This window comes from Geodermatophilus sp. SYSU D01176, assembly GCF_054050015.1.
The window spans coordinates 74,112-87,372 of record NZ_JBJGYN010000011.1 but is presented as its reverse complement, the minus strand read 5'-3'; the positions used below and the strand labels follow the sequence as shown (position 1 = coordinate 87,372).

Genomic DNA, 13,261 nt, shown 5'->3' with positions numbered 1-13,261 from the left:
GGCGGCCCTTTCGGCGTTGCGTGCACGCACGCACCCGGCGCCGGGCGGGGCGCCGCGGGGCCCCGGGGGCGTTGTGTCAGGAGCAGCTGGCAGTGACGGCCGGCTCGGCGGACGGCGTGGCCGGTGCCGCGGGAGCCGGCGCCTCGGGGGCCACGGGCGGGATGACCACCGGGACGACGCTGGAGAAGCCAGGCCCGATGACCAGCTGGATGCCTCCCGCGGTCGCGTCGCTGGGCTGCAGCACCGCCCCGGGGACGGCCGCCGCGACCGTGCGCGCCTGCTCCTCGGCACCGGCCCCGTACCGGACGACGGTCTCGTTGACCACGCCGAGCTCGTTGCCGACCTGGCCGACCGCGAAGCCCTGGGCGCGCATCTGCTCGGCCACGGTGGCGGCCAGCCCGCTGGTGGCGGTGCCGTTGAGCACGTCGACGGTGATGCCGGACGGCGCGGCGGTCAGCGGCTGTCCCGCGGGCGTCGTCACGGGCTGCTCGGCGGCCGCGGGGGCGGGCGCCGCGGCCACGGCCGCCGGGTCGGCGGGCTCGGGCGCGAGCAGCTCCGCGGGCAGCCGGCCCTCCTCGATCACCCGGTCGAACAGTGCGCGGGTGGCGGTGGCGTCGAGCACGACGTGGGCCTGCTCGCTGCCGGCCGGCACGTAGCCCACCTGGGCGACGGGGAGGCCGGTGCGCTGGACCGCGTCGCCGGAGAGGTCCCCGAGCGTCCCGGCGAGGGTGCGCAGGTCGCCCAGCGTGGTCGCCTCGTCCACGGTCAGGGCGTCGGAGGCCCCGGTCAGGAACCGGGTGAGGGTGGCCGGGTTGCCGAGGGTCCCGGCCGACATCGCCGTCCGCAGGGTGGAGGTCAGCACGAGCTGCGCGCGCTCGGCGACCGCCGCACCGGTGACGTCGGCGCCGGCGTCGCCCGGGGCCAGGTAGCCCGTGGCGCGCTCCCCCGACATCGTGCTGGCACCGGCCGGCAACGGCTCGGCCGAGGCGGCGACCGCCGGCGTCGCCGCGGGCAGGCACACGGAGACTCCGCCGAGGGCGTCGACCATGCCGGGCAGCCGGGCCAGGTCCACGCCCAGGTAGTGGTCGACGCGCAGCCCGGACAGCTGCTGCACCACGCGGACCGTGCAGGACGGCCCGCCCTCCAGGAGCGAGGCGGCGAAGGACTCGGTGACGGCCTCGCGGACCTCGCCGTCGGCGCGGGTGCAGCCGGGGGTGTCGACGAGCGCGGTCGGCGGGATGCTGACCAGGACGGCGCGCTCCTCGTCCGCGGTGACGTGCGCCAGGAGGGTGGCGACCGAGGCCGGGCCCTCCTCGCCGGGCAGCCCCGTGCCGATGACGAGGTAGGTCGCCGCGCCCTCCTGCAGGGCGGGGGCGAGCACCTCCGCGCCGTCGGGGGTCAGGGCCGCCACGCGCTCGATGCGCTGGTCGACGTAGAAGTACAGGCCCAGGTGGTAGGCGAGGACGACGCCGACGAGGGCCGCCAGGCCGGTCGCGGCACGGACCAGCCGCCTGCGGCCGGGGCTGCGCGCGGCGCGGCGGGCGGCCCGGCGCTCGCGCGGCGAGGGCGGCGCCAGCCGGGTCGCGCCGGACAGCAGGGCGTCACGGCCGGGGATCGGGGGCAGCGGCGCGACCGGGCGGGACGGGCGGTGGCCGGTCCGCTCGTCGAACGGCGGGAACAGCGGCACCGAGGGGCGGGCCGACGGCGGCACCGGCGGCAGGCCGCTGCGCGGCGGCTCGGGCACCGCCGGGGCTGGCTCGGGCGCCGCCGGGGACTCCGGCTGCGGGGCAGCAGCGGTAGGCAGCGGAGGGACGACGGCCGGCGTCACCGGGGCCTCGGCTGCCCGCACCACCGGCCCGCCCGGCACCGGGGGCAGGCCACGCTGCGGCGCGGGTGTGTCGTCCGCAGCGCGCGGCGCGTCACCGGCGCGCCGTCCGGAGGGTCGGCGTCCCGCCCCACGGGGCGCCGGGGCCTCCTCGGCGGGGACCTGGGGCAGGCCGCGGCGGCGCTCGGGCACCTGCTCGCCGACGGCCAGCGGCAGCGGGATCTCGCCGGTGCGAGCGGCGCGGCGACGGCCGACATCGCCGCCCTGCCGGGCGATCAGCTGCTCGACGGTGATCGGCTCCCGGGCCGGCTCCCCGTCACCCGCGGCAGGGGATGCCGCAGCCGGGCGGCGCCGACCCCGGAGACGCCCGGACGAGCGGGCCTCCCCTGCGTCGTCGCGCGTGCGCTTGTTCCCCACCCGTGCCGACTTCCCATCCTCGAACTGCCGCCCTGGCGGGCACCGTCGCTCCCGGCTCGCGCGCGGAGGTATCGCTGCGCAATCGGGCAGTCACCCACGATACGGGCGCGGAGGCCCCGCCGGGGCCGGACGCGCGGGGACCGGCGGGCAGGACGGTCCTGGCCGTCGTAGCGTCCCCGAGGTGAAGCTGCCGTTCGTGCCGGGTCCGTCCGACATGATCTCCGCGGTCGAGGGGGTCCGCGAGGGCGTGGCCGAGGCCCTGGCGCTGGTCCCGCGACTGATCACGGTCGTCGGGCGGGTGGAGTCGCTGCTCGACCGGGCCACCACCGTCGTGGATGGGATCGAGCGCGTCGTGGAGCGGGCCGACGCGGCGATCACCGCAGTCGAGGGCACCCGGACGAGGGCGGACGACGCGATCGCTGCGGTGAACAGCACGCGGCAGCGGGCGGACGAGGCCATCGCCGAGGTGGTGGGCACCCGGGCGAGAGCGGACGACGCGATCGCTGCTGTCGAGAGCACGCGGACGAAGGCGGACGAGGCCATCGCGGGCGTCGGGGCGACGCGGGAGAAGGCGGACGAGGCGATCGTCGCGGTCGGCACCACCAACCAGAAGGCCGACGCCGCCATCGCCGCCGTCGGCGCCACCATCGCCCGCTCGGACGAGGCCATCACCGCCGTCACCACCACGAACCAGAGGGCCGACGCCGCCATCGCCGCGGTCACCACCACGAACCAGAGGGCCGACCAGGCCATCGCCGCGGTCACCAGCACCAACCAGAAGGCCGACCAGGCCATCGCCGCGGTCACCAGCACCAACCAGAAGGCCGACGCCGCCATCACCGCGGTCACCAGCACCAACCAGAAGGCCGACCAGGCCATCACCGCGGTCACCAGCACCAACCAGAAGGCCGACCAGGCCATCACCGCCGTCGGCGCCACCATCGCCCGCTCCGACGAGGCCATCACCGCCGTGGGCGCCACCATCGCCCGCTCCGACGAGACCATCACCGCCGCCGGCAGCACGGTCTCCGGCGCGGACGGCGCGGTGACGCGGGCCGAGGGGCTGCTGGGGCGGGTCGACCCCATGGTCGACGTCTTCCAGGAACCGTTGATGGCCCTGGCCCCGGCGGTGCGCCGCCTGGCGGCGAGCGTGGACCCGGCCGAGGTCGAGGCCGTCGTCGCCTTCATCGACCGGCTGCCGCAGCTGATGACCCACCTCGACGAGGACGTCCTCCCGGTGCTGTCGTCTCTGGGGAACGTCGGCACCGACGTGCACGACCTGCTCGACACCATGCAGGACCTGCGGCACGTGGTGAAGGGTTTCCCCGGCTCCCGGCTGTTCCGGCGGCGGGGCGCCGAGGAGATCGCCGAGGACGAGGAGCAGCAGGCCGCGGAGGGCGGGTGACGGCCGGGAGCCGGTGGGCCCGGCTCCCGGCCGCGGCTCAGGTCTCGGTGGGGTAGCCCAGCGCGCGGACGACGTCGCCGATCCGCTCGTAGGTCTCGCCCTCGGGCAGCCGCCGCAGTTCGTCGACGACGACGTCCGGCGCCCGGTGGTCCAGGGCCGCCTCGACGAGGGCCGGCCCGTCGCTCGGGAAGTCGGCGCGGTCGAGCCAGCGGGCCAGCTCGGCCCGGGCGACGACGGCGTCCTCGGTCATGCCCACCGGCACGCCTCCGACGAGGGTGCCGTCGGGACTGCTGTCGACGTCGGGATCGCCCTCCGCCGAGGGCTCGACCTCGCGCCACTCCTCGGCGCGGGTGGCCCGCTCGGCCTTGAGCATCCCCTGGATCTCGTGCTCCATCTCCTCGTCGACGCGAGGGCTGTGCTTGGTGCTGCGGGCCGCCGTCCCGGCGAACTGGTCTCCGCTCTCGCTCACGATCGCCCCTCCTCCTCGGTGCGTGGTCACTTCTCGTGCAGGGCGCCGGGCTTGTGCACCGCGGTCTTGCCGCTCTTGTCGCTCTCGACCTCGTACTGCGGCTCGTCCTCGCTGGCCTTGACCTTCCGGCCGGACGCCTCCGTCTCGGAGGTGATCTTCCGCTTGACGGTGCCCTCGACCTCCTGGCCGTGGCTGTTCCAGGTGACGTGGTCACCCTTCTGGAACTCGTCGGACATCGGGCCCTCCCGGGTGCTCGGCGCGGTCCCCTGCCCCTGCCCGGAGCGGGCCCCCGGCACACATCACCCGTCCGGGATGCGGGATCACCCGTGCGGGCACTGACTCCGGCCGGTCCGTCACGTAGCGTTCCGGTCGACGGGGAGCGTCACACCGTTCCCGCTGCTCACAGCTGTGGATGCGACTACCGGCCGTGACGCACCCGTCCGCGATCGCCGGCCCGGTCGACCCCATTCCCCCGGGGTCGGCCGGGTCGGCCCGCATCTAGGCTCGGGCTCCGTGACCGCACCTGACCCCACCCGGCCGGTCGACGTGCTCACCGTGGCCGCGGTCACCGACGTCACCCCGTCGGTGCGCCGCATCCTGCTCTCCGGCACCCCCGCGGCGGCCGCGGCCGCCGGGCCGACGATCTCGCTGCTGGTCCCCCGCGTCGGGGACCCGGCGCCGCGCTGGCCGCGGGTCCAGCGGGACGGGCGGATCGTCTGGCCCGAGGGCTCGCACGGGGTGAGCCTGCGCAGCTACACCGCCCGACGGCAGGACGCCGACCGCGGCGAGGTCGAGATCGACTTCGTCCTGCACGGCGACGGCCCGGCCGCGGCGTGGGCCGGTGCCGCCGCGCCCGGGACGACGGTGGCCGTGGCCGGTGGCGGCCCGCTGGGCGACCGGCCGGCCGGGTGGCTGCTGCTGGCCGGCGACGAGACCGCGTTGCCGGCGATCACCCGCATCCTGGCCGCCGCGCCGCCGTCGACGCGCGGCGTCGCCCTCGTCGAGGTCGCCGACGCCGCGGAGGAGCAGCCGCTGCCGGCGCCGGACGACGTCGAGGTCCGCTGGCTGCACCGCGAGGGCACCCCGCCCGGGGAAGGCACGCTGCTGTCCGACGCCGTCGCGGCGCTGGACCGGCCCGACGGCGAGGACGTCTTCGCCTGGGTGGCCGCCGAGTCGAGCGCCGTCCGCGCCATCCGTGCGGACCTGCGCGGCCGGTGGGGGCTCGGCCGGGCGCAGCACCACGCGATCGGCTACTGGCGGCGCGGCCGGGCCATGGGCAGCTGACGGCGGCGGCACCTCGCGAGGGACAATCAGGAGGAGGCCGGACGGCGTCCAGACTCCTCACAGGTGACCCCCAGGGCCGCTCCAGCCCGGGGCTCCACCCTCGTGAGATGACCACCGCAGCGCGTTCGACAGGGGGTGCTGTGACCAGCACCGGAACGAGTCCGGCACCGGAGGCACGCCTCCTGGTGGTGGACGACGAACCCAACATCCGCGAGCTGCTGTCGGCCAGCCTCCGCTACGCCGGCTTCGAGGTGGCCACGGCGGCCGACGGGCAGCAGGCACTGGCGATGGCGACGTCCTTCCGCCCGGACCTGCTCGTCCTCGACGTGATGATGCCGGGGCTGGACGGCTTCGGCGTCGTCCGCCGGCTGCGGGAGAGCGGCCGGCACACGCCGGTGCTGTTCCTCACCGCGCGCGACGCCGCGGAGGACAAGGTCTCCGGGTTGACGCTCGGCGGCGACGACTACGTCACCAAGCCGTTCAGCCTCGACGAGGTGCTGGCGCGGATCCGGGCGGTGCTGCGCCGCAGCACCGGCCCGCAGCGCCCGGCGGAGTCCCCGCGGCTGTCCTTCGCCGACATCGAGCTGGACGAGGAGTCGCACGAGGTCGTGAAGGCCGGCGAGGTGGTCAGCCTCTCGCCGACGGAGTTCAAGCTGCTGCGCTACCTGATGGCCAACGCCGGGCGGGTGCTGTCCAAGGCGCAGATCCTCGACCACGTGTGGAACTACGACTTCAACGGCGACGCCAACGTGGTGGAGTCTTACATCTCCTACCTGCGCCGCAAGATCGACACGACCGAGCCGCGGCTGCTGCACACCATCCGCGGCGTGGGGTACACCCTGCGGCTGCCACGCGGGACGTGACCGCGGTCGCGGGGTCACGCCGCGAGGTGGCACCGTCGGGCACGAGCTCGACGAGGACCGGCGAGGAGGACACGTGACCGGGGTGGCGGGGGCACGCAGCCAGGCCGCACCTCCGGACGCCCCGCCACCGGTCGGCGCCGGCGAGATCCTGCAGGACCCCGGCACGGCGCGACAGCAGGGCCGCGGGAGACCCGCGCGCCCCTGGTCCGCCCCCCGGCTACCGCTGCGGGTCACGCTCGTGGCACTGCTCACCGGACTGGTCGCCGCCGCGCTGACCCTGACGGGGTTCCTCACGAGCGCACTGCTCGAGGACTACGTGCGGGGCCAGCAGCACCAGCAGCTGATCGACACCCTGGCCAGGTACGAGAACGGACCGTGGTTCCGCGACGGGTGCTCGACACGACGGTGGGGGCCGGGGGAAGCCTCGATCGGGACGATCTACGTGGCCTGCCTGACCCCAGGGGTCGACCAGGTCGTCGTGCTCTCCGGACCGCCCGGGCCCCGGGAGAGCCTGCCGGTGGAGATGGACCGCACCGTCGTCGAGCGGCTGCTCGACGACGTCGACCGGCCGGTCTTCGCGGAGGCACCGGACGGGACGAAGTGGCTGCTCATCAGCGAGGACGTCGACGGCGGCGTGATCGCGATCGCGGGCGTCGACCTCGACAGCGACGACCGCGTGCTCGCCCGGCTGGTCGCGCTGCAGGTGGTCGTCGGGCTGATCGTGCTCACCGTCCTCGGCTACGCCGCGTATCTGCTGGTCCGCAACAGCCTGCGGCCCCTGACCGAGGTGGAGCGCACCGCCGCCGCGATCGCCGCCGGCGACCTCTCCCAGCGGGTGCCGGCCGGGGACGACCGCACCGAGGTCGGCCGGCTGGCCACCGCGCTCAACGGCATGCTGTCCCGCATCGAGCACGGCTTCCGGGCGCAGCAGGCCTCCGAGGAGCAGGCGCGCGCCTCGGAGACCCGGATGCGCCGGTTCGTCGCCGACGCCAGCCACGAGCTGCGCACCCCGCTGACCTCGATCCGCGGCTTCGCCGAGCTGTACCGGCAGGGCGCGGTGGGCAGCCCCGAGGAGACCGCCCGGCTGATGCAGCGCATCGAGTCCGAGGGCGCCCGCATGGGCGTGCTGGTCGAGGACCTGCTGCAGCTGGCCCGTCTCGACCAGCAGCGCCCGCTCACCATCACCCCGGTCGACCTCGCCGAGGTCGCCGGCGACGCCGTCCACGACGCCCGCGCCGTCCAGCCCGACCGCCCCATCGGCCTGCACCTGGACCCGGCGCTCAGCGAGCTGCCCGTGGTGCTCGGCGACGAGGCCCGGCTGCGCCAGGTCGTCGGCAACCTGGTCACCAACGCGCTGGTGCACACGCCCCCGACCACGCCGGTCACGGTGACCCTCTCCGACGAGCCGGCGGCCGGCGACGGGACGGCGGACGGCGACGACGGCGGCGTGGTCGTGCTGCGGGTGGCCGACCAGGGCCCTGGCATGGCCCCCGAGGACGCCGCGCGGGTCTTCGAGCGCTTCTACCGCGCCGACCCGTCGCGGGCCCGGACGGCCGGTGGCACGGGGCTGGGGCTGGCCATCGTCAGCGCGCTGGTCGCCGCGCACGGCGGCACGGTCCACCTGGACACCGCCCCGGGCCGGGGCGCCGTGTTCACCGTCCGGCTGCCCCGCTCGGGCCCCGCGGCCGCACCGGGGACGGACGGCCCGGCGGCCTGAGCCGGCGGGCGGTGCGGTTACCGTTCGCCGGTGACCTCCGACGCGGGCGGGCAGCCCTACGACGCCGATCTGATGGCCGCGGTGACCGAGCTCGGCGCCGCCCTGCGGGACCTGGTGGACGCCTCGGTGCTGACCACCGTCCCGGCCGACGAGCTGCGCGCCGCGGCCGCCGAGGCCCGGGCCGTCACCGGTCGGCTGGCCGCCGCACGGCGCCCGCCGACGCAGCTGCCCGTGCTCGACGACCCCCTGGTCTTCCGCCGCGTCTACAACCCGGTGAGCGGGGTGGGCAGCGCGCTGGCGCCGCCGGTGACGATCCACCGGGTCGAGGGCGGCGTCGTCGGCGAGGCCACGCTCGGCCCGGCCTACGAGGGCCCGCCCGGGTACGTCCACGGCGGGATGAGCAGCATGCTCATGGACCAGCTGCTCGGCTCGGCCGCGATCGCCGCCGGCCTGTGGGGCATGACCGTCCGGCTCGAGCTGGACTATCGCCGGCCGGTGCCGCTGTCGACGCCGCTGACCCTGCAGGCCCGGGTCACCGAGGCGGCCGGCCGCAAGTGCGTCGTGACCGGCACCATCGCGACCGCCGAGGCACCCGACCGCACCCTGGTCGAGGCCCGCGGCGTCTTCGTCATGCCGCGCGAGGAGCTGCACGCCGACTACTTCGGCGCGATCACCGACGCCTCCGGCCAGCACCGGCCGCCGGGGCGCCCCACCGACGCCACCGCGCTCGCCGACCGGCCGTGAGGGACGTCGAGGTCGCCGCCGAGGCGGCGCGTGCGGCCGCCGCCGTCCTCACGGGGTTGCGCGCGGAGGGCCGGCTCACCGGCCGGGCGCTCGGGGACGCCGGGGACGCCGCCGCGCAGGCCGCCATCACGGGGGTCCTGACCGAGCACCGTCCCGGCGAGGTCGTCTTCAGCGAGGAGGCGGCCGACGACCGCCGCCGGCTGACCGCCGACCGGGTGTGGATCGTCGACCCGCTCGACGGCACCCGCGAGTACGGCGAGGTCCCGCGACCGGACTGGGCGGTGCACGTGGCGCTGTGGTCGGCGGGTGAGCTGACGGCGGCGGCGGTCGCGCTTCCCGCGCTCGGCGAGGTGCTCCGCACCGACCCCGCACCCACCGTGCCGGCGTCCGACGGCGGACGGCCGCGGATCGCGGTCAGCCGCAGCCGACCGCCCGCGATCGCCGCCACCGCGGCAGCTGCCCTCGGCGCCGAGCTGGTGCCGATGGGCTCGGCCGGGTGGAAGGTCACCGCCGTCGTCCGCGGCGAGGCCGACGCCTACGTGCACGCCGGCGGCATGTACCAGTGGGACTCGGCCGCGCCGGTCGCCGTCGCCCGGGCCGCGGGGCTCACCGCCGTCCGGCTCGACGGCTCGCCGCTGGTCTACAACGGCCCCGACGCCTGGCTGCCCGACCTGCTGGTGTGCCGCCCGGAGCTGGCCGATCGGCTGCTGGCGGCGGTGCGGGTGGGGTCACAGCCGACGCCGTAGGGGCATGGCGGAGACTGGGAGGCGGGAATCCTCCCCGGGCCGGTGCGGTTGCTGCTGGTTCGAGCCCTGACCCCGACGTCCCCGGAGCCCTGACACGTGAGCGAGCTCGCGAGCTCACCCGAGAACACAGCACGACCCGGCGCGCGGGCGACGAGCGCCAGCGAGGAGAACACGTGAGCGAGCTCGCGAGCTCACCCGAGAACACAGCACGACTCGGCGCGCGGGCGACGAGCGCCAGCGAGGAGAACGCGTGACGACCCCCGACTACCGGCTCTCCCAACTGGAGACGCTGGAGGCCGAGTCCATCCACGTCATCCGTGAGGTGGCCGCGGAGCTCGAGCGCCCGGTGCTGCTCTTCTCCGGCGGCAAGGACTCCATCGTGATGCTGGAACTGGCCCGCAAGGCGTTCGCGCCGGCCCGCATCCCCTTCCCGGTCATGCACGTCGACACCGGGCTGAACTTCCAGGACGTGCTGGAGTTCCGCGACAAGCGGGTCGCCGAGCTGGGCGTGCAGCTGATCGTCGCCTCGGTGCCCGACGCGATCGCGGCCGGCACGGTCAGGGAGGAGCCCAACGGCTCCCGCAACCGCATCCAGACGCCGGTGCTGCTCGACGCGGTGGAGGAGCACGGTTTCACCGCGCTGTTCGGCGGCGCCCGCCGCGACGAGGACAAGGCGCGCGCCAAGGAGCGGGTGTTCTCCTTCCGCGACGAGTTCGGCCAGTGGGACCCGAAGAACCAGCGCCCCGAGCTGTGGGACCTCTACAACGGCCGGATCCACCTCGGCGAGTCCCTCCGGGTCTTCCCGCTGTCGAACTGGACCGAGCTGGACATCTGGCAGTACATCCTCCGCGAGCAGATCGCCATCCCGCCGCTGTACCTCGCGCAGGAACGGGAGGTCGTCGAGCGGCAGGGGATGCTCTACGCGGTCAACGAGTTCATCCGGCCGAAGGACGGCGAGCAGCCGTTCCGCGCGACGGTCCGCTACCGCACGGTCGGCGACGCGAACCTGACCGCCGCCGTCCGCTCGGAGGCCACCACGGTCGCCGACGTCATCGCCGAGATCGCGGTGACCCGCATGACCGAGCGGGGCGCCACCCGCGGCGACGACAAGGTCAGCGACGCCGCCATGGAGGACCGGAAGAAGGAGGGCTACTTCTGATGGCTCCTGACACGAATACCGCCGCCCAGCCCGGCGTCCACCCCGACACCGCGGTCCCCCTCGACGCCGACGGCGCCGTCGACGTCCACTCCCCCGTCGCCGAGCACGCCGTGGAGCTGGCCACCGCGCGCAAGGACATCCTGCGCATCGCCACCGCAGGCTCGGTGGACGACGGCAAGAGCACGCTGATCGGCCGGCTGCTCTACGACAGCAAGGCCATCTTCGAGGACCAGTACGAGGCGGTGGCCCGCGCCAGCAAGGGCGACCACGTCGACCTCGCACTGCTCACCGACGGCCTGCGCGCCGAGCGCGAGCAGGGCATCACGATCGACGTCGCTTACCGCTACTTCGCCACCCCGCGGCGGACGTTCATCCTGGCCGACACCCCCGGCCACGTGCAGTACACGCGGAACATGGTCACCGGCGCCTCCACCGCCGACCTCGCGATCGTGCTGGTCGACTCGCGCAAGGGCATGGTCGAGCAGAGTCGCCGGCACGCCTTCCTCGCCTCGCTGCTGCGGGTGCCGCACCTGGTGGTCGCCGTCAACAAGATGGACCTCGTCGGCTGGTCGGAGGAGGTCTTCGACGCGATCGCCGACGAGTTCAGCGCCTTCGCGGCCAAGCTCAGCGTGCCCGACCTGACCGTCGTCCCGATCTCGGCGCTGCACGGCGACAACGTCGTCACGCACTCGGCGAACACGCCCTGGTACGAGGGCCCGACGCTGATCCACCACCTCGAGCACGTGCACGTGGCCAGCGACCGCAACCTGACCGACGCGCGGTTCCCGGTGCAGTACGTCGTCCGGCCGCAGACCGACGAGCACCACGACTACCGGGGCTACGCCGGCACCGTGGCCAGCGGGGTGTTCCGCGCCGGCGACGAGGTCCAGGTCCTGCCCAGCGGGCTGACCACGACGATCGCCGGCATCGACGGACCGCGCGGCCCGGTGGACGAGGCCTTCCCGCCGATGGCGGTGACCCTGCGCCTGGCCGACGACCTCGACGTCTCGCGCGGCGACCTGGTCTGCAAGCCGGAGAACGCCCCGACGGTCACCCAGGACCTCGACGCGCTGGTCTGCTGGATGGCCGACGAACCGCTGCGGCCCCGCCAGCGGATCGCGGTCAAGCACACCACCCGCACGGTGCGGGCGATGGTCAAGGAGCTGGCCTACCGGCTCGACGTCAACACGCTGCACCGCGACAAGGAGGCTTCCGAGCTGGGCCTCAACGACATCGGCCGGGTGCGGCTGCGGGTCACCCAGCCGCTGTTCGTCGACGACTACACCCGCAACCGGGCGACCGGGCGGTTCATCCTGGTCGACGAGGCCACCAACGCCACCGTCGGCGCCGGGATGCTCACCCCCGCCGGCTAGCCCGACCGAGCCGCGGGGGATCCCTCGGTCAGCCGGTGGGGTCGACGTTCGGGTCCGGGGCCTGGCTCGCGTCGCCGTTCCAGTCCTTGCCCGCCTCGTCGGCGTGCTCGGAGATGCTGTCGGTCTGCTCGGCGACGGTGCGGACCATCTCCTCGTCGGACAGCCCCTCGCCCGCGCTGTAGGTCGTGCCGTTCGGCTCGCTCATGCCGCCTCCTCCTCGGTCGGTCGCTCCCCCCACCCGTCCCCGGTGGGCCCGGTCGGCAAACCCGACCCGACGGGTGCCGCGAGCTCGAACCAGACGCGCTTGCCGTCGGCGTGGTCCTCCACACCCCAGCGGTCGGCGATGGCGGCGACGAGCCGCATGCCCCGACCGCGGGAGGCGCCGACCTCCAGCTCCCGCACGACGGGGCGGAGGGCCGAGCCGTCGGCGACGGAGATCCGCAGCCAGCGCTCCGACAGGAGGACCTCGAGGGTGAAGGAGGCCTCACCGGCGACGTGGTCCACGACGTTGGCGACCAGCTCGGTCACGAGGAGGGCGGCGTCGCCGGCGTCGTGCGGCGCCTTCCAGGCGCCCAGCAGGCCCAGCACCAGGTGCCGGGCGACCGGGACGCTGGCCGCCACCGGTCTGAGGTCGACGCTGGCGGCGAGCGTGGACATCGCTTCTCCCCTCATCGGGGACCACGACCGCAGCCGCGATCACCGGCGCCGGCTCGGTGCCGCACCACCCCGTAGCGCACAACCTATGGGTCCGACCGGTTGCGCGCAACGACCATTGCCCGGCGACGGCCATTGCACGTCACGGGCCTTGCGTTCCGCTCCAGGAGTATGGATAGTGTGCAACCGGATTGCTCCACATCCGACGTCCAGAGGCGGAGGGCCCTTGTCGACCGAACGCATCGAGCAGGACCCGGCGGTCCGGGCGCTCACCGAGCTCCTGTCCGTGCTGGACAGCTGCATCACCGAGCTGAGCGGCGCCCGGGCGCGCGCGGAGAAGCTGCTCGAGGAGCGGCAGACCGGCCGCACCTGGCTCGACATCGTGACCGCGGAGTCCCGGCCGCTGGTGGTGGAGCAGATCAGCTCGGTGATGGGCTCCCTGGCCAGCGCCGGGGGCGCCTGGCGGCGCGAGCAGGCGCACGCACTGGCCGCCGAGCAGGTCAGCATCAACCGGATCGCCGCGATGTTCGGCGTCACCCGGCAGCGCATCTCCGCCCTGCTGCGCGAGCGGGCCCGCGGCGCCCAGGCCTAGCCGGACCGGCGGT

General features: G+C 75.1%; 14 protein-coding genes. 9 read left to right on the top strand and 5 right to left on the bottom strand.

All coding sequences use genetic code 11. The features are described from left to right. Positions 1 to 76: 76 nt before the first annotated feature. Positions 77 to 2,242 carry an LCP family glycopolymer transferase gene (locus ACI78Z_RS08735; RefSeq protein ID WP_457036133.1) on the bottom strand — a complete coding sequence of 722 codons (2,166 nt, stop codon included), beginning with the start codon at positions 2,240 to 2,242 and terminating at the stop codon, positions 77 to 79. Positions 2,243 to 2,423: 181 nt separating this feature from the next. Between ACI78Z_RS08735 and ACI78Z_RS08730 the strand changes: the two genes are divergently transcribed. Beyond that, positions 2,424 to 3,647, top strand: coding sequence for a hypothetical protein (locus ACI78Z_RS08730; protein ID WP_457036132.1), 1,224 nt, complete (start codon positions 2,424 to 2,426; stop codon positions 3,645 to 3,647). Between the two features lie 37 nt (positions 3,648 to 3,684). Here ACI78Z_RS08730 and ACI78Z_RS08725 read toward each other — a convergent pair whose 3' ends face one another. After that, entirely contained in the window at positions 3,685 to 4,116 is a 432-nt protein-coding gene (locus ACI78Z_RS08725; RefSeq protein WP_457036131.1) for a DUF2795 domain-containing protein, read from the bottom strand. 26 nt (positions 4,117 to 4,142) lie between these two features. Beyond that, the gene (locus ACI78Z_RS08720; RefSeq protein WP_457036130.1) at positions 4,143 to 4,352 is read right to left on the bottom strand and encodes a DUF2945 domain-containing protein; all 210 of its coding nucleotides are present in this window, start codon (positions 4,350 to 4,352) and stop codon (positions 4,143 to 4,145) included. Between the two features lie 277 nt (positions 4,353 to 4,629). On the opposite strand from ACI78Z_RS08720, the gene ACI78Z_RS08715 reads away from it, so the two are divergent. The 7 genes from ACI78Z_RS08715 to ACI78Z_RS08685 all read left to right on the top strand — a co-directional run bounded on the left by ACI78Z_RS08715 (position 4,630) and on the right by ACI78Z_RS08685 (position 12,002). Beyond that, entirely contained in the window at positions 4,630 to 5,400 is a 771-nt protein-coding gene (locus ACI78Z_RS08715; protein ID WP_457036129.1) for a siderophore-interacting protein, read from the top strand. A 140-nt stretch (positions 5,401 to 5,540) separates the two neighbouring features. Then, the gene (locus ACI78Z_RS08710) at positions 5,541 to 6,263 is read left to right on the top strand and encodes a response regulator transcription factor (protein WP_457036128.1); all 723 of its coding nucleotides are present in this window, start codon (positions 5,541 to 5,543) and stop codon (positions 6,261 to 6,263) included. Between the two features lie 73 nt (positions 6,264 to 6,336). Next, entirely contained in the window at positions 6,337 to 7,980 is a 1,644-nt protein-coding gene (locus tag ACI78Z_RS08705) for a sensor histidine kinase (protein ID WP_457036127.1), read from the top strand. Positions 7,981 to 8,010: 30 nt separating this feature from the next. Next, on the top strand, positions 8,011 to 8,724 hold the full coding sequence (locus tag ACI78Z_RS08700) for a PaaI family thioesterase (RefSeq protein WP_457036126.1): 714 nt from the start codon (positions 8,011 to 8,013) through the stop codon (positions 8,722 to 8,724). Further along, complete coding sequence (locus ACI78Z_RS08695) at positions 8,721 to 9,470, top strand: inositol monophosphatase family protein (protein ID WP_457036125.1); 750 nt, start codon at positions 8,721 to 8,723, stop codon at positions 9,468 to 9,470. The genes ACI78Z_RS08700 and ACI78Z_RS08695 overlap by 4 nt, the downstream gene beginning before the upstream one ends. A 250-nt stretch (positions 9,471 to 9,720) precedes the next feature. Continuing rightward, positions 9,721 to 10,629: a sulfate adenylyltransferase subunit CysD gene (gene cysD, locus ACI78Z_RS08690; protein ID WP_457036124.1), complete on the top strand. Its 909-nt coding sequence runs from the start codon at positions 9,721 to 9,723 to the stop codon at positions 10,627 to 10,629. Next, positions 10,629 to 12,002 carry a sulfate adenylyltransferase subunit 1 gene (locus ACI78Z_RS08685; protein ID WP_457036123.1) on the top strand — a complete coding sequence of 458 codons (1,374 nt, stop codon included), beginning with the start codon at positions 10,629 to 10,631 and terminating at the stop codon, positions 12,000 to 12,002. The genes cysD and ACI78Z_RS08685 overlap by 1 nt, the downstream gene beginning before the upstream one ends. Before the next feature lie 28 nt (positions 12,003 to 12,030). Here the strand turns inward: ACI78Z_RS08685 and ACI78Z_RS08680 are convergent, their stop codons facing one another. After that, positions 12,031 to 12,207, bottom strand: a complete 177-nt coding sequence (locus ACI78Z_RS08680; protein ID WP_457036122.1) for a hypothetical protein — start codon at positions 12,205 to 12,207, stop codon at positions 12,031 to 12,033. Further along, positions 12,204 to 12,659: an ATP-binding protein gene (locus ACI78Z_RS08675; protein ID WP_457036121.1), complete on the bottom strand. Its 456-nt coding sequence runs from the start codon at positions 12,657 to 12,659 to the stop codon at positions 12,204 to 12,206. The genes ACI78Z_RS08680 and ACI78Z_RS08675 overlap by 4 nt, the downstream gene beginning before the upstream one ends. A 223-nt stretch (positions 12,660 to 12,882) precedes the next feature. On the opposite strand from ACI78Z_RS08675, the gene ACI78Z_RS08670 reads away from it, so the two are divergent. Then, on the top strand, positions 12,883 to 13,248 hold the full coding sequence (locus tag ACI78Z_RS08670) for a hypothetical protein (protein WP_457036120.1): 366 nt from the start codon (positions 12,883 to 12,885) through the stop codon (positions 13,246 to 13,248). The last annotated feature ends 13 nt before the right edge of the window (positions 13,249 to 13,261 follow it).

Bases quoted from the DNA above. Each gene is read 5' to 3' on its own strand.
- ACI78Z_RS08720 (WP_457036130.1), bottom strand. From the start codon at position 4,352: ATGTCCGACGAGTTCCAGAAGGGTGACCACGTCACCTGGAACAGCCAC.
- ACI78Z_RS08685 (WP_457036123.1), top strand. From the start codon at position 10,629: ATGGCTCCTGACACGAATACCGCCGCCCAGCCCGGCGTCCACCCCGAC.
- ACI78Z_RS08680 (WP_457036122.1), bottom strand. From the start codon at position 12,207: ATGAGCGAGCCGAACGGCACGACCTACAGCGCGGGCGAGGGGCTGTCC.
- ACI78Z_RS08675 (WP_457036121.1), bottom strand. From the start codon at position 12,659: ATGTCCACGCTCGCCGCCAGCGTCGACCTCAGACCGGTGGCGGCCAGC.